The sequence below is a fragment of the Faecalimonas nexilis genome, from assembly GCF_059731825.1.
The window spans coordinates 2,244,312-2,261,347 of sequence record NZ_AP029189.1 but is presented as its reverse complement, the minus strand read 5'-3'; the positions used below and the strand labels follow the sequence as shown (position 1 = coordinate 2,261,347).

Annotated in this window: 10 protein-coding genes; 7 read left to right on the top strand and 3 right to left on the bottom strand. The window is 38.9% G+C overall.

Features of this window, described 5'->3' with window-relative positions; genetic code table 11:
• Positions 1–2: 2 nt before the first annotated feature.
• The 3 genes from AC6I5B_RS11530 to AC6I5B_RS11520 are packed head-to-tail and all read left to right on the top strand — an operon-like array spanning position 3 to position 11,364.
• Positions 3–7,778 carry a helicase-like domain-containing protein gene (locus AC6I5B_RS11530; protein ID WP_497773356.1) on the top strand — a complete coding sequence of 2,592 codons (7,776 nt, stop codon included), beginning with the start codon at positions 3–5 and terminating at the stop codon, positions 7,776–7,778.
• Between the two features lie 55 nt (positions 7,779–7,833).
• On the top strand, positions 7,834–10,497 hold the full coding sequence (locus AC6I5B_RS11525; RefSeq protein WP_497773355.1) for an LPD16 domain-containing protein: 2,664 nt from the start codon (positions 7,834–7,836) through the stop codon (positions 10,495–10,497).
• A 30-nt stretch (positions 10,498–10,527) separates the two neighbouring features.
• A complete protein-coding gene (locus AC6I5B_RS11520) occupies positions 10,528–11,364 on the top strand; it encodes a YodL domain-containing protein (protein WP_497773354.1) in 837 nt (278 codons plus the stop codon).
• 48 nt (positions 11,365–11,412) lie between these two features.
• Here AC6I5B_RS11520 and AC6I5B_RS11515 read toward each other — a convergent pair whose 3' ends face one another.
• The 3 genes from AC6I5B_RS11515 to AC6I5B_RS11505 form a co-directional block, all read right to left on the bottom strand.
• Positions 11,413–12,357 (bottom strand): hypothetical protein, encoded by a 945-nt coding sequence (locus AC6I5B_RS11515; RefSeq protein WP_459831351.1) that lies wholly within the window; start codon positions 12,355–12,357, stop codon positions 11,413–11,415.
• A 90-nt stretch (positions 12,358–12,447) separates the two neighbouring features.
• Positions 12,448–14,079 carry a relaxase/mobilization nuclease domain-containing protein gene (locus tag AC6I5B_RS11510; RefSeq protein ID WP_497773353.1) on the bottom strand — a complete coding sequence of 544 codons (1,632 nt, stop codon included), beginning with the start codon at positions 14,077–14,079 and terminating at the stop codon, positions 12,448–12,450.
• The gene (locus tag AC6I5B_RS11505) at positions 14,066–14,488 is read right to left on the bottom strand and encodes a plasmid mobilization protein (RefSeq protein WP_441659274.1); all 423 of its coding nucleotides are present in this window, start codon (positions 14,486–14,488) and stop codon (positions 14,066–14,068) included. The genes AC6I5B_RS11510 and AC6I5B_RS11505 overlap by 14 nt, the downstream gene beginning before the upstream one ends.
• Before the next feature lie 137 nt (positions 14,489–14,625).
• On the opposite strand from AC6I5B_RS11505, the gene AC6I5B_RS11500 reads away from it, so the two are divergent.
• From AC6I5B_RS11500 to AC6I5B_RS11485, 4 genes are all read left to right on the top strand, one after another.
• Positions 14,626–14,868: a hypothetical protein gene (locus tag AC6I5B_RS11500; protein WP_441659273.1), complete on the top strand. Its 243-nt coding sequence runs from the start codon at positions 14,626–14,628 to the stop codon at positions 14,866–14,868.
• A gap of 321 nt (positions 14,869–15,189) precedes the next feature.
• Complete coding sequence (locus tag AC6I5B_RS11495) at positions 15,190–15,552, top strand: BlaI/MecI/CopY family transcriptional regulator (protein ID WP_118382366.1); 363 nt, start codon at positions 15,190–15,192, stop codon at positions 15,550–15,552.
• Entirely contained in the window at positions 15,552–16,730 is a 1,179-nt protein-coding gene (locus AC6I5B_RS11490) for a M56 family metallopeptidase (protein WP_497773352.1), read from the top strand. The genes AC6I5B_RS11495 and AC6I5B_RS11490 overlap by 1 nt, the downstream gene beginning before the upstream one ends.
• Positions 16,731–16,758: 28 nt before the next feature.
• On the top strand, positions 16,759–17,025 hold the full coding sequence (locus AC6I5B_RS11485) for a PqqD family protein (RefSeq protein WP_118382368.1): 267 nt from the start codon (positions 16,759–16,761) through the stop codon (positions 17,023–17,025).
• Positions 17,026–17,036 lie beyond the last annotated feature (11 nt).

The following is a 17,036-nucleotide window of genomic DNA, read 5'->3' as shown; positions in this document are numbered from 1 at the left end:
TCATGGGAAAACTCTATGAGATTTTGGGGCTTGCCCAATATGAAGCGGAAAAAATCAGCAGTTCTCCAAGAGATTGGCTGCATTATCTGGATACTGCATCACAACTGTACCGTTACTCTTTTTCTGATACACTTTTAATTTATGCACAGCGTCCGGGGGCAACTGCCTGTGCAGAGCTGGAAATTTGGAATCACAAAATGAAACGGTGGGTAAACCGGGGAGCAAAAGGGATTGCTTTAATTGATGACAGATACCCGAAAAAAAGACTACGGTATGTATTTGATGTTTCTGATACACATAAAGTGCAGGGTGGAAAAACACCGTATTTATGGCAGTTGAAGGAACATCAAAAGGAGCCGCTTTTGGATCATTTGTCTGAGGTATATGGCCTGGCAGGAGAAGATACCGTTGCTCTTACGTCGGCACTTTGGAAAATTGCACGAGATATGACAGAGGAAAATCTGGAAGAAGCAATGGAAGGTCTGGAATATGAAGTAGAAGGCACTTTTTTAGAAGATTTGGACGAACAGACCATACAGACAGAGTTTCGGGAGTTGCTGCAAAACAGTATCTTTTATTCTTTGTCACGCCGCTGCGGTCTTGATCCTATGGACGTTTTGGAAGAAGGAGATTTTACTGCAATTACAGATTTTCGTTCGATGTCAGTCCTTCCATTTTTAGGAAATGCAACCAATCAGATTGTAGAACCGATTCTTCGGGATATTGGGCGGACAGTATGGAGAATGGACTGGGAAGAACAAAAGGAAAAATCTCAAAAAAGGGTTGAAAATTCTTCTCGGACACATTATAATGAGTTTAACACGTTAATGCAAGAAAGTAAAGAAAATGGAGGAAATGAGAATGGAACTGACATACTACCACAAAGGGGATTACCTGTTTCCGAACCTGACAATAGAAAACGAACCAGTGAACATCGGGAAGTACGGAATGCTTCGGAAGACATTCCTGAAGGAAAACCGGAAGAACTGGTATCAGAGCATGCTGCTGACAGGAAAATTGGAGAAACATCTGATGGAAATCGAGAAAGCAGCACAGGAGAGAATGGAAGTTCTGATGAATGGACTTCTTATGCAATATCCGGCTCCGGACAAGGAGGCAGATCAGATGAAGTGGGTGGCACACATGAACAATCTCCAGCAGATGGCAGAGGAGAGCGTTTTGACGGAATTGGTATACAATTAAGCGAGGAACAAACAGAACAGGATTTCGATGGAGCAGAGGAAGAAATTGCCTCTGCTCTTTCTTTGCCCCAATTACCTCCCGTAGAAAAACAGATTCGTGAAATTGAAGAAAGGCAGGCTGCTCTTTATGCAAAAGAAGTGACAATTCCGGCAGAAATCGTAGATGAAGTATTGCGCTATGGAGGAAACCGGACTGGAAGCCATTTACGGATCATCTATAATTTTATGATTGAGCAGCCAGAAGAAGCGTATACAGAATTTGTCCAAAAAGAATATGGAAAAGGCGGCATTGGGTTACAGATTTCAGGCAGGGAGTATGCGGTCTGGTATGATGAATTAGGTATGCAGATTGCAGTGGGACATACGGTACATGATACCGTATTCGATAAAGTATTCTTATCTTGGGAGGAAGCCAGTGGAAGAATACACCAGTTGCTCAGACAGGGAGAGTATGCACCACAGGTTGTCTTAGATGCTGCGAGAGAAAATGCCCTGAAAGAACATGCAGACGCTTTAATCTATATGGAACGGGATATGGCAGAGGGCGTCGCCGAACTGGTATTTGAAGATACAGAAGTATTCCATAATACTTTTCCGACGGTTACAGAAAAGGTCTGTGAATTACTGGAACAGCCGGGGTATTTGGCAGATTTGAATGAGCGATTGGAAGCACTGGCAGAGTATTACCAAGAGGATAAAGAAATCATGCGCTTCCATTTTTACCGTCCGGATAAAGTGCTAGAACAGTTTCAGAAATTTGCAAAAGAGGCAGTTCCTTATCAGGCAAGGGAAGGGTTTGCTTGGGAGGAACATCCTATTTTTATTACACAAGATGAGATTGATGCGTTTTTAGGGGGTGGCGGCTCTTATCGTGATGGAAGGCTTAGTACCTATGCTTTTTTTATTCAGGACAAAAGTGAAAGAGAGAAAGCGGATTTTGTAAAGGAAAGTTATGGGATTGGTGGAAGAAGTCATGCCCTTTCTGGTGCAGATCACTCTCATGCGGATTACGATAGCAAAGGACTAAGGCTGGAAAGAGGTTCTTATAGCCACCCGGAAGCTACCGTATTTTTGAAATGGACACAGGTGGCAAAGCGCATTGAGTTTTTGATTGATCAGGATTTTTATTTAAAAGCGGCAGACTATACAAGAATGCCCTCTTATGAGAGAGAACAGATGGCGAACCGTATTGTTTCCTTTTATTATCGACTTCCAAAGGAGATTGAACGTCCGTTTTCAGACGGTTTTTTTGGGGAAGAAGAAAGACAGGAGTTACCACTTCTGTTAGAGCAGGAAGAAACAGCGGAAGAACTGGTTAGAAAAATGGACGAAGCCCTTGCAGCCTTACCTTTAGAATTTGAGAATTATGAAAAACGTGTGGAAACCCTTGCAATTCTTCATCAGTATATAGAAGGCACGTATACGCTGTTTCCGGAGCGGCAAAAAGAAATATCTGTTGAGAATGAAAATCAACAATTATCCCTGTTTGATTTTATGCAGGAAGAGCCATTTGACATGGAAAAATTAGAAGAACCAAACTTATCACAGCCTGATAACGAATTTGCCGATATGATAGATGTGATAGGTACAGATGGAGAAATTATAACGGCTGTTCCACAAAAACGAAATCAAACAAAAGAAGATACCATTCCACAGCAGAAAGAATATGCAAAAGAAGGGAATAACTTTCGGATTACAGATGATGCGCTGGGTGTTGGAAGTCCAAAAGAGAAGTTTCGTGGAAATATAGAAGCAATTTCTTTATTAAAAAAGCTGGAAGCAGAAAATCGTTTGGCAACACCGGAAGAACAGGAAATTTTATCCAGATATGTTGGCTGGGGTGGTCTTTCAGCGGCATTTGATGACAGAAAAGAAGAGTGGAGTCAGGAATATCAGGAGCTAAAAGGTTTACTGAGTGAAAGTGAATACAAAGAAGCACGTTCTTCTACGTTAAATGCTTTTTATACACCGCCTACGGTGATCAAAGCCATGTATCAGATTTTAGAAAATATGGGATTATCTACGGGAAATGTATTGGAGCCTTCCTGCGGCGTGGGAAACTTCATGGGACTTATTCCAGAGAATATGCAGGGCATTCAGATGTATGGTGTAGAATTAGATCCGATTTCTGGAAAGATTGCAGGTCAGCTCTATCAAAAGAACCGGATAGAGGTAAAAGGATTTGAAAAAACAGAATATCCGGAAAGTTTTTTTGACTGCGTGATTGGCAATGTGCCATTTGGAAATTATCAGGTATCAGACCGAAAATACGATAAGTATTCTTTGATGATTCATGACTATTTTATTGTGAAGTCTTTAGATTTGATACGTCCCGGAGGTGTAGTAGCAGTGATTACTTCCAGCAGGACGATGGATAAAGAAAGTGAAAAAGTGCGATTGCAGTTTGCAGAGAAAGCAGACTTATTAGGTGCAATCCGCTTGCCGGAAAATGCGTTTCGCAAAAATGCCGGAACAGATGTAGTATCCGATATTTTATTTTTCCAAAAACGGGATCGGGCAGTGCTGCAGAAGCCTTCTTGGGTGGAAGTGGGAGAAACCGAAGAGGGATATAAAATCAATTCTTATTTTGTAGAACATCCGGAAATGGTGCTGGGGGACTTTGCGCTTGAGAGCAATCAGTATGGAAGAATGGAAGTTACAGTAAAGCCGAGAAAAGAAACTTCTTTGGAAGAACAGTTAAAAGAGGTTATTCCTTTCATTCAAGGGCAGATTACAGTCAGAGAGTTTGACGAATTGGACTTAAATGAAACAGAAGACTCCATTCTGGCTGATCCGTCTGTGAAGAATTTCAGTTTTGCAAAGGTTGGAGAACAGGTGTATTATCGGGAAAATTCCAGAATGAACCGTATGGATTTACCTGCTGTGACAACAGAACGTGTCATAGGCATGATAGAGATTCGGGATATTACCAGAAAGTTGATTGACAGCCAGATGGAAGATGCCGGTGAGGAGGAAATCAAGAGTATTCAAAAGGAATTAAACCAAACCTATGATACTTTTACAGAAAAATATGGACTGCTCAACAGCGCTGCAAACCGTCGGGCATTTTCACAGGATAGCAGCTATTGTCTGCTTGCTTCTTTGGAATTTTTAGACGAAGAGGGGAAGTTAAAAAGAAAAGCAGATATTTTTCATAAGCGTACAATCCGAAAAGCAGAACCGATAGAGCGTGTGGATACTGCAAGTGAAGCACTTGCTCTGTCTTTGGCAGAACGTGCAAAAATAGATTTGTCCTTTATGACAGAACTGACAGGAAAGCCGGAGGCAGAGATTATTGAAGAATTAACCGGAGTTATTTTCCAAAATCCATTGACGGAAAAGTGGGAAACTTCAGATGAATATTTATCAGGGAATGTCCGGGTAAAGCTGGAAGTAGCAAAACAATTTGCTGAAAATCACGATCGCTATCAGGTGAATGTGCAGGCGCTTGAAAAAGTGCAGCCAAAAGAATTGGAAGCATCAGAAATTGAAATCCGACTTGGTGCAACGTGGGTGGACGCAGAGTATATCACCGAGTTTATGGGAGAACTATTTCAGACGCCAGACTATTATCTTGGAAGCCGGATTGAAGTAAAATATGCTCCGGTAAACGGACAGTGGAATATTTCAGGGAAATCGCTGGATACGTATGGGAATACAAGGGTAACTGCTACCTATGGGACAGCCCGTGCAAATGCCTATCGTTTGCTGGAAGATGCGTTAAATCTGCGGGATACAAAGATTTATGATACCATACAGGACGCTGATGGAGAACACAGATTATTAAATAAGAAAGAAACTATGCTGGCACAGCAAAAGCAGGATATGATTAAAGAAGCCTTTAAGGAATGGATTTTTCGTGATATAGACCGAAGGGAAGCCTTGTGTAAGAAATATAATGAGATTTTTAACAGTGTCCGTCCCAGAGAATATGATGGAAGTCATATTCAATTTGTAGGAATGACACCGGAAATTACCTTGATGCCACATCAGAAAAATGCAGTAGCCCATGTATTGTATGGAGGAAACACATTGCTGGCACACTGTGTAGGGGCTGGAAAGACGTTCCAGATGATCGCAGCGGGAATGGAGAGTAAGCGGCTTGGTCTTTCGCAGAAAAATCTCTATGTTGTGCCGAATCATCTGACTGAACAGTGGGGGAGTGACTTTCTCCGGCTTTATCCGGGAGCCAATGTATTGGTAGCTACCAAGAAGGATTTTGAGCCGGCGAACCGAAAGAAGTTTTGTTCTCGGATTGCCACAGGAGATTACGATGCAATTATCATTGGACACAGCCAGTTTGAGCGTATTCCACTGTCAAAAGAGCGTCAGATGGCAATGATTGAACAGCAGATAGAAGAAATCATGCTGGCAATCAAAGAAGCACAGAGTGATGACAGTCCACGTTATAGCATAAAGCAGATGGAAAAAACGAGAAAAGGTCTGGAGAAAAGACTGGAAAAATTAAACGACGATACCCGAAAAGATGATGTGGTGACCTTTGAGCAGTTAGGGGTAGACAGGCTGTTTGTAGACGAGAGCCATTTTTACAAAAATTTGTTTCTTTATACAAAAATGAGAAATATTGCAGGGATTGCACAGACTGACGCACAGAAAAGTTCAGATATGTTTATGAAATGCAGATATATGGACGAACTGACGGGAGGAAAGGGTGTTACTTTTGCCACAGGAACTCCCGTTTCGAATAGTATGACGGAACTATATACCATTATGAGGTATTTACAATATGATACTTTGCAAAAGTTACAGTTGGGACATTTTGACTCTTGGGCGGCAACTTTTGGGGAAACAGTGACAGCAGTAGAATTGTCACCGGAAGGAACGGGCTATCGTGCAAAAACACGGTTTGCCCGCTTTTTTAATCTTCCGGAGTTGATCTCTCTTTTTAAAGAAAGTGCGGATATTCAGACTGCAGATATGCTGCATTTACCTGTGCCGGAAGCAGAGTATATCAATGAAGTGCTAAAGCCAAGTGAAGAACAACAGGAATTAGTGGCAGCGTTTGGGGAACGTGCGGAAATTGTAAGAAGTGGAGGTGTGGACGCTTCTGTTGATAATATGCTTAAAATCACTAATGATGGACGAAAATGTGCGTTGGATCAGCGTCTTATCAATGACATGCTTCCAGATTATGAAGACAGCAAGATTAACCGTTGTGTGGAAAATACTTTTTCTATTTGGGAAGAAACAAAGGAGCAGCTTTCTACACAGCTTATTTTCTGTGATTTATCAACACCAAAAAGTGACGGTTCTTTTAATGTATATGATGATATTCGGGAAAAACTGGTAACAAAAGGGATACCAAAAGAGGAAATTGTGTTTATTCATGAAGCAGGAACGGAAACAAAAAAAGCAGAACTTTTTGCAAAAGTGCGTTCCGGTCAGGTCAGGGTTTTACTGGGTTCTACCCCGAAATTAGGGGCAGGTACAAACATTCAAGATCGCCTGATTGCCCTTCATCATTTAGATTGCCCCTGGAAGCCCGCAGATTTGGAACAACAGGAGGGAAGAATCTTGCGGCAAGGCAATCAAAATAAAAAAGTAAAGATTTTCCGGTATGTGACAGAGAATACCTTTGATGCGTATATGTGGCAGATTTTGGAGAATAAACAGAAATTTATTTCCCAGATTATGACAAGCAAATCCCCTGTTCGTGCCTGTGAAGATGTCGATGACACAGCATTGTCGTATGCAGAAATTAAGGCACTGGCAACAGGAAACCCTTATATCAAAGAAAAAATGGATCTGGATATACAGGTAAGTAAATTGAAATTATTAAAAGCAAACCATACCAGCCAGAAATATAAACTGGAAACGGATATTGCAAAGAATTATCCAATGCAGATTGCAGCACAGAAAGAACGCCTTGCGGGGCTTCGTTCCGATGCAGAAGCCGTCCGTCCTATTTTTGAGAACGAAGATTTTTCCATGATTGTTTCCAATAAAACCTTTACGGATAAAAAAGAAGCAGGAACCGCACTTTTGGCAGCATGTGAAGGACTAAAAGCTATTCATACAGAGGGAAAAATAGGAACGTTTCATGACTTTTCTTTATACGCAAAATTTGATGCGTTTAATCAACGGTACATTATGACCATTAAGAGAAAATGCAGTTATCTGATTGAGATGGGAAAGGATATTCTTGGAAATTTACAGCGTATCAGTAATGCGTTAGGTGGAATTGAGAAGAAAATGGAAGAAACAGAGCAAAAATTGGAAACACTGCAGAAGCAGTTGGAAACAGCACAGGAGGAAGCTGCGAAGCCTTTTCCCAAAGAAAAGGAATTGCAGGAGAAGATGGAAAGGCTTGCAGAACTGAACTCCCTTTTGAATATGGATGAAAAGGAAATGCCGCAAGATCAGGAGAAAGAAGTAGATCAGGTGGCAGATTTGCCGAGAAGGTCAGTCAATTATGCAGGCAGAGTGTCAGAAGGTCGAAAAGGAAAAATAGAAAAATCTTCAGTGCTTGGCAGATTGAAAACCACACAAAGAAATATGGAAAAAGGCTGGAAAAACAGAAATATGCAGAAGAAAAAGCCGGAACAGCAGTTATAAAGAGGAAGTCCCGTCAGGAAACTGGCGGGACATTTTTACGATGGAGGATTTGTCTATGGCAGGAAATAGAGAGCAGCAAATGTATGAAATTACGAAGCAGTTGGAAGAAGGTGTAAAAGCGTTATTTACCTCAGAACGGTATACAGAATATTTAAAAACCATGTCAAAATTTTATAATTACAGCTTTAATAATACGGTTTTGATTGCATTGCAAAGACCAGAAGCAACTTTGGTAGCGGGATATTCCGCATGGCAGAAAAATTTTCATCGTCAGGTGAAAAAGGGAGAGAAGGGAATTCAGATTATTGCTCCTTCACAGAGGAAAGAAAAGGAACTGGTGGAAAAATTTGATCCGGAAACAAATGAGCCGATTTTGGGACCGGACGGGCAGCCAGAAACAGAAGTAGTGGAGCATGTCGTTTCTGATTTTCGGGTAGTCCGTGTATTTGATATATCACAAACGTATGGAGAGCCGTTACCGGAACTTGCAATACCGGATTTAACGGGGCAGGTACAAAATTTTCCCTTGTTTTTACAGGCAGTCAGAGAACTATCCCCTGTGCCTATCCGCTTTGGTGAAACAGAAGGAGAAGCAAAGGGATATTACAGTAATAAAAAGAAAGAGATTGTTGTGAAAGAAGATATGGGTGAAAGTCAGACGATAAAAACACTCATTCACGAAATTGCCCATGCAAAGCTGCATGACAGGGAAGTATTGGAACAGGCAGGAGAAGAAAAAGATCAGAGAACAAAGGAGATAGAGGCGGAAAGCATTGCCTATACGGTGTGTCAATATTTTGGACTGGATACTTCTGACTATTCTGTTCCTTATATTGCAGGGTGGAGTGAAAATCTGAAGATATGGGAATTGAGGACTTTCATGGACGCAATACGAAAAACAGCAGGAGAGTTTATTAAGGAACTGGAAGAAAAAATGAAAGAATTGGAAACAGACAGAAGTGAAAGAGATGATATTCAGAACGAAAAAAAAATAAAAATTGGTATGGATACAAAAGCGGTGGAACTGAAACAGCATGAAGGCTTATGGCATACGGTAGAAGAAGTGGAAATTGAGAAGGAACATTTCTATCTCATGGAGCATAACGAATACGGAGCTTCGGTTGCGCCGGTTCTGGTAAATGGAGATGGTAAAGTGGTTGCACAGGATTTGGAAAATGGTCTGGATCAGGAGGTTGTGAAAGCAATCAGAGAGTATCTGGAAGAAAAAGAAACCGCCAAAAAGCAGGAGAAGGTGGAAACTTCAAATGCAAGTTTATTCGACGAAGCAGAAAGAGAAGCAGCTTATCAGATAGAAACAACGGGACAGTTTTTCTTTATTCAGGAAACAGAGGAAGGGTATGATTATACCTTTTACGATCAAGAGTTTCAAGAATTAGATGGAGGGGTATACGATACCTTTGATGTTACACTTCAAGAAGCGGCAAAAACACTGTTATTAGAGGAAGGGGCAGATTTGACTGCATGTAGAAAGATTGATAGTGAAATGCTTCAGGAACAGGTTGAACGGGCAGAATATTTTCCGCAGAAGTCGTATGAGGCATTAAAACCCCTGATGGAGAGTGAAGAAAATAACGTGGCTTTCCGATCCGGATATGGGTATGTGATGTTGCAGAAAATTTCAGAAGGCTATGAATGTATCATCTATGACCAAGCGTTTCGTGAGATTGGTGGACAGTTTTACGAGAATATAACTGCCTCTAAAGAAGAGGTTTTTTCCCAGATATTTCAAGAGGAAGGAATAGGTGAATTGCCTTGCGAGCCGTTTTCCTATGAAGAACTTAAAAAATCTGTAATAGAAGGGGAGAAACAGAGATTATATGAAGGGGAACTGACACCAACTTCACAGATTGATATTCGGGAAGAAGAACTGTTGCGTGGGGAGAGCCGTCAGAACATTGAAGAATCGGTGCTTTGTTACGCACAGGCGGAACTGGAAGAGGCTGGATATGAAGAAATTACTTTATTGGCAGCAAGAGTATATGGAAGCCGCACAAGAGAAAATTTATATAGGGAAGACTCTGATCTTGATGTGGTGCTTTCTTATACCGGAGACATCAAGGAAGATGCCTTTTTTAATCTGCTTCAGGAAAATGGAATGCGGATTGCCGGATTAAAGATTGACATAAATCCCATTTCGTTGGAAAAAACCGGGACACTGCAGGAATACATAAAGCGTGCAGAACAGTATCTTGACGAAAGAGAAGCAGAAAAGCAGGGAAGGACACCACAGGAAACGGTACAAGAACCAAAAATTTCTTTCTATGCTGCAGAATGTATGGAATTTCCTTCTATGGGAGAATATTATGAAAATCTGACATTGGAAGAAGCTGTAGAAAAATATAAAACGATTCCAGAGGATCGCATTCATGGGATAAAAGGAATTGGATTTTGTCTGGAAGATGGCAGCATTTATGATGGGGAATACGAATTGATGTCTGGAGGGAAAATCTCCAAAGACTTGATTGATTTAGTTCCCCATTATAAAGAAAGTCCGTTGGTACAAAAGGCAATGCGAGATTTAGAGAGAATATTGGCAGAAAAACAACGGGAAAATACAGCGGAGCAGGCAAAACCAGAGGGAACAATGGGAAGAAAAGTTTCTGTGCTAAAAGCCTTAAAAGAGCGGAAGGAACTGTTAAAGAAACAGGAGAAAAAAGAAGAAACGTCCCACACCCGTAAGAAAGAAGCGGAATTGTAATGAAAAAATGGAAATACAGGAGAAGCGGTTATGGCAGGTAATCAATTTGCAGTGTATCAGCTTAGAGAAATTCCGGAAAACAGAAAAAAGCGTTTTCGTTCTTATGCAGAATTACAAAAAGAACATATTCAGATACGCTATACAGATTATAAGCAAGTATATAGAAGTTGGATGCGGTATGATGAAACACCGGATAATATCCGAAACCGTTTGGCAAAGCAGTTACCGAAAAATTTTTCCGGACATGCTCTAAGCATCGGGGATGTACTGATTTTAGATAAAAATGGGGAAACGGCAGCCTATTATTTGGAAAAAGAGGGATTTACTGTTTTAGCAGGTTTTATTCGGAATGGTTCGTCCAGTACATTGATTTCTCTTGCCACTACCAATTTTCATATTGAAGGGAAAGAAGGAAGCTGGCTTGCCTTCGATAATCTGGTGGTGGAAGGAAAAGAATTTTTCCTGATGGAGCATACGACATACGGAAAAAATGCCGCTTGGGTGGTGGTAGATGGAACTGGAAAGTTAATAGTGGATCAGGTTACGACGGGATTTGACGAAACAGTCAAAGAACAGATTGTTTCCTATCTGCACCCACAAGAAATACGGAAAAAAAGTGGAAAACCTGTTTTGGAAAACTGGCAGAAAGCCTATGAAAATGGAGAATATTTAAGAAGTGCAGAGATTACAGAAGAACAAAATTATAATATGATTGATGGAAGAATGAATAATCTGCCAGTAAAGCCCCGTAAGATCGGAACACGAATTTCTGTGTTAGACCGTTTGCATTTAAAACAGGCGGCTTTAAATATGAAGAATTTGCCACAGCCGGTTATGGAGAATGAGATGGAGAGGAAAAGGAAATAAAAAGAAAGGGAAATCGGAATTTGTGTATTCGGATTTCCCTCGTTCCCTTTATAGTTCTTTTAACATAGCGAAATATTTTGGGCGTTCTGCTTCTGGGATTTTCAGAGCTACCATAGCCTCTTCGGTAGTCAAGTTTAGTGTTTCCATTAGATTGCGGATACTGTCTAAAGTATTTCGCTCGGTAGTGCTTTCAACAATTCCCTGACTTAAATTACACATCAGCGACACCTCTCTTTCTAAATTCTGCGTCATTTCAATATCAAAATCATCATGGAGAATTCTTTCTTTTTCCTTCGGTGTTGTTTCTGAAGAAAGCAGGACATTTAATAATTTTAAAACTCCGTGATAATTCTCACTGTCCGGTTTGCCGAGGCAAATTATAACAGCAGACATCAAATCATAATTTTCCACTTTTTCGGTAACATGCCCCACAAGCGATTTTTCTGCAATGTAATATTGGGTAATAGTATTTTCTCTGGATTTTGGCGGGTTCATACAAATCCAGATGGAGTAGACTTTGCGAATTTTATCGTACTGTGCAGATGAAAATACAGTACCATATTGAGCAGAAATCATACGACTGCAATAGTATATGCTGCGTTTAAGCAACGGATAACCGGGATAAAAATTGTTTTGTGCTTCTACATTGATAATTAAACGGATGAACTCACCAGACTTTGGTGCAGTTGCTGTGAAACGAATATCGTAGGTAATCGTTCCCTCCGTAATGGTTTTATCTTCTGTGCGTTCTCCCTTGATTAAAGAGGGATTGGTCTGATCAGGCAGAACCGGAACTTCTGCGACTTGCGGTTCACCTTCAATATATTTTTCAATGATTTCTGAAATGCTGCATTCCCGATATTCTTCTAAACAATTCTTCATAATCCAAGCAAGAATGATTTTTTCAGAAAGTAGCCGTTTACAAGCAGAGTCATAATCCGAATTGCTTCCTGCAGTACGAATTGTTTGCGATAGCGTTGTTTCCAGTTCCACTAAATCACCACCTTTTCTATCTTGCCTTTAGTATAAAACAGATAACAAAAGAATACAACAAAAATAGAAAGAAATTTTGGAGCAGAAGGGTTAGCGTGGTGGTATATCCTTTTCAGAATTCTTTTCAAAATCAGACTTTCCATGAAGAATCATCTCGACATTTTTACATACAGTCTGCAATTCTTTTTCGTATTGTTTTCTTTTTTGATATTCCTGACGCTGCATATTTTTTATGGAAAGCAGTTTTTCTTTTTCAGATTTTAATAATTTCATAGAAAGCAATGTTTCATTTTCTGAGTGCTGCTTTAAGAAATTCCGGGCAGTTTCATAAAGCGTAATTTCTGACAGATGTTCCTGTCGGAATTGTTTCTTATTTTTTGCGTGTAAAAATTCCCTATAAACAGATTTATTTGCAAGGTATTGTCCGGTGTAATGAATTTGTTCATTGAGCCTTTTCAATTCCTGTTGTGTGGAACGGAGGTTTTTTCGGCAGTTGGCAGTTTCCGACTGTGATGTGGTCAGTGCGGTCATCAAATCCGCTTCTGTGGAATAGCCACGTTCCTGTACATAAGCAATGGTTTTTGCCATTTGCTGTAAATTGGAAAGCTTTACTTTTCTGGCATAAACCGGATTATTCTGCGCTTTGACACGTTGCTGCAGATCTATGACAAGCCGTAGGTCTGATTTTATAAAACAGAAGGCTGTAGTTCCTTTTCTTTCCGTAACAGTAGAAGCAGAATGAGGAGTGAAAAGTTCCGAGCCTGTGTGAGATTGCATTTGGGGTTCTTTCTTCTTTTCCCAAATGGAAAGCAGATAATCTTCTGTGTAATGGGAACCTAGTGATCTTCCGGTAATGAACTTGTTTCGTTCCGGGTGTAGATAGCTGAAACGTCCTCTGCTTACTTTTAAAGTAATCTGATAGTTATTGAAAAGTGCTGCCTGAAATTGTTCGATATTGCAGGAAGAAGCAGCGGCGTATTCAATAGCGGTTCGCAGATATTCCTTTTGTGTCTGAAAAACGGTTTGGCGTGGAGCAATTCCTTTGGACAACATTTCTTTATTCAGAGCGTCCAGCTTTTTTTGCCCAGTGTGCTTTGCACGATACTCTCTGTCTGTGATTTTTTTCTCTGCCGGAGAAAGTAAATCCACCTGATGTAAATGTTCTCTATGGCAAATATCCATAAGTGAGTGTTTTAAATAAATAAGATAAGTCGGTGTTAGATGATGCTTGTATCCGGCACGGGCATCGCAGGGACGTTCCATAAATGTCTGGCGCTCTACATCATATTTTCTTAGGCTGTTGATTACAATATGTACATGAATGTTTCCGCTTTCATTATTTCCGTCTGTATGGGTACAGACAAGAGCCTGATGTCCCGGAAAATTTTTTTGAGCATACTCTAATCCGAGTCGTTGTGCCTTTTCTCCGGTTAATCCATGATCTTCGGTATCTTTCGGATCAAAGCTTAGAATATAGTGATGAGATTTGATTTCATCAAAATTTTGGTTTTTACGATATTGTGCGTTTAACTCTTTACATTCCAAATCAAAAGAGAAGGGATCACAGTTGATACCGTCAATGTAATATTCCTTTCTTGGAATGAGTTCTCCATTTTCATCAAGGACTGGCTTTTTCGTATGTTCATCATGTTGAAACAGAAGATAACGTTGTGCTTCTCCGTAGTCCATATTTTTAATTGCAATATGCTTAAGAATTGCCATATTCATTACCTCTTGAATGAGTGGGAGCAGATATATTTTGGGCAGAAAAGTTTCCGGCAAGTTTTAAGACTTCGTATTTCATTTCATAGATTTTAGAAAGACTCTGTTGGAGTGATTTTTGTACTTCCTGTGAATGAATACCGCCGCTATTGAAGTACCGGGCAATCTGATTTAGATTACTTCCTATTTTTCCAAACTCGGAAATCAATTTTTTTAATTCCGGCAGATCAGCCACCAGTTCGTATTTTAGAATTGTTCTTTTGTTCATAATTTGTCTACGGGCAAATTCTGCCAAAGGCAGATTTGCGGATTTTGCCTGAGAAGATATAATTTCGTATTCTGTATCAGTAAGACGCAGCATAATTTGATGTGTATGCCGTAATGATTTTTCTTTTTTTGGTCTTGCCATAGTATAAAATCTCCTTTTATAAAAATTCTATTTATATATAAGCCGATAGAGGGAACTGTATTGGAAAATATAAAATCACTGTGAAAATAGTTTGAAAACATGATACAATAGAAAAAATAATTGTATGGAGGTTGACTATGCCAAGAGGAAGAAAAAAACAGAATGTGCTTACTTTGGAGGAACAGCTTGTAACAGTAAACGAAAGAATTCAGGAAGTAGAGAATGAATTGAAGCAGCTTCGTTCTAAAAGAAAAGAAATTCAGGCGAAAATTGAGGAGCAGGAAAAGGAAACATTGTTCCGGGCGGTAGTTGCTTCGGGAAGAACCGTAGAAGATGTTCTTGCAATATTAAAAGCCCAAGATCAGAAAGAAGAACAGTAATTTAGAAAAAGATGTTTATTGCTATGAAAAGTGTAGCAGTAGACATCTTTTTTATTACCGTGATGGAACAATCACGCTGCGACTATCAAGATAGGAGCCAATATACATATTTGAAAAATATGATGATGTTGAGGGTATGGGGAGCGAAATCCCCATCAAGTTTGCCGAGTAGGAAAAAGTCACGAAGTGAGTTTTGAGTTACTCAGGCGAAACTTGCTCTGCAATGAAAATGAAAAATATATTGACATAATAAGACTATTGTGATAGTATTTACACAACGACAAAAGACTATTGCAATAGTATAAAGGAGGTACCGTTTTAATGAAGTTGTATGACTCAGAAATTAAAGTAATGAATGTTTTGTGGGAAAGAGGGAGTTTAAAAGCATCTGAAATTGTAAAAATAATGCAAAATCTTACAGATTGGAATAAAAATACAACATATACTGTGATTAAAAAATGTGTAGACAAAGGAGCCATAGAACGTAGAGAACCGGGGTTTTTGTGTGTCCCGATAATAGATAAAATTGATGTTCAAAAAAAGGAAACACAAGAATTGATAGGAAAGATGTTTTCGGGTTCACGGACGAAGTTTTTATCCTGTTTCTTATCTCAAGATGACGTTAGTGATTCAGAATTAGATGAAATGGAGAATCTTATTAAAAGATATAAAGAGGAAAAGTAGTGAATTTATTAAGGCTAAATATCTTAGTTAGTATTTTTATAATTTTTGTGATTTTCATAAGAAAATACGGGGGAAAAAGAATTGCATCATATTTTTATAGTGTGTTATGGGAAGCAATTATTATCAAATTACTGTTATCTTTTTTTGTGCCGATAATCAAAATGATGGTAGCAAGCTGGGTATTGAAAAATGAAAGTAATGCAAATGAGAAAATTAAATTTGGAATTTTTGAAAATCTTAATGTATGGATAATGTGCATATGGATATTTATTAGTATTTGTCTACTATGTATGTTTGTTCTAAATTATTGTAGATTTTTAAAAAGAATTTATAAAACGACCAGTGCAGATAGATTTAATGGTCTATTCCATATATCTCATAATAAGAAACATATCCACACAAAAATGTGTACGAGTATTCAATCCCCATTAACATTTGGTATTTTTAAGTCGACGATTTTGTTGCCGCAATCAGTTTTAGTTATGACAGAGGAGGAACAAAAATATTTATTGTATCATGAATTGGTACATGCGAAACATAGGGATTCTTTATGGAAGATTTTAGCAGTAATTATAGCAACGATATATTGGTTTAATCCCTTTGTGTGGATTTTGGTTAAGTTTTTTGATCAGGATTTGGAACTCAGATGCGATTATAATGTGGTTTCTAAACTGGGAGGAAAAGTGGAATATGCAGAGTTACTTTTGAAGTTTGCAAGAAATTCTAAAAATCCAGTTTATTTATTAAATGGATTTGGAGATTCTATAGTAAAAAAAAGAATTGTTTCTATAATGAATTTTGATAAAGAGAAAAAGAAATACACATGTTCATTACTTGTTTCAACGACATTTATTATTTTACTGATATTTTTTAAAATGGATTCGATTGAAAGCATCTCAGAAAGTATAGGAAAATCACAAGTAGTGGAGCTGAATGAACTTGAGGAAAGAGAACATCCGCTGTATGTATATGAAGAAAATGGAATTGAATATGTTAATGGCAAATGGTTTTTTAAAGGAAGTGAAATAGGAGGGCTTGTAGATGTAGGGTATTGTATTTATGTGGATGAAGGTGCTAAGAGTAGTGTTTGGATTTATGTTTCAAGGAATAAAAATGGACAAATTAGTTCGTTGGATGTGATTTCAGAAAAAGAGGGATGGGAAAAAGTAGAAAAATAACTTCATATCAATAGGAGGAATTTTGCGTATGAAATATCAAAAGAGGAATAGACCGTATGAAAATGTAAAAGAGAATGTACTTGTTCTTACTAATGATGGAAAATCAATAATTACGTTGAATAATACTGCATTTGCTATATGGCAAAACTGTGAGGGAAGGGAGTTAGAAGAAGTAGTGCAATGTGTATTACACATGTATAAATTAGATGTGGCAGAGTTTTATGATACGGTAAAGAATGACTGTATTGAAATTCTAGAATACTTAGGAGAAAACGGTTTAATTAAAGAAGGATAGAAGGTGAATAA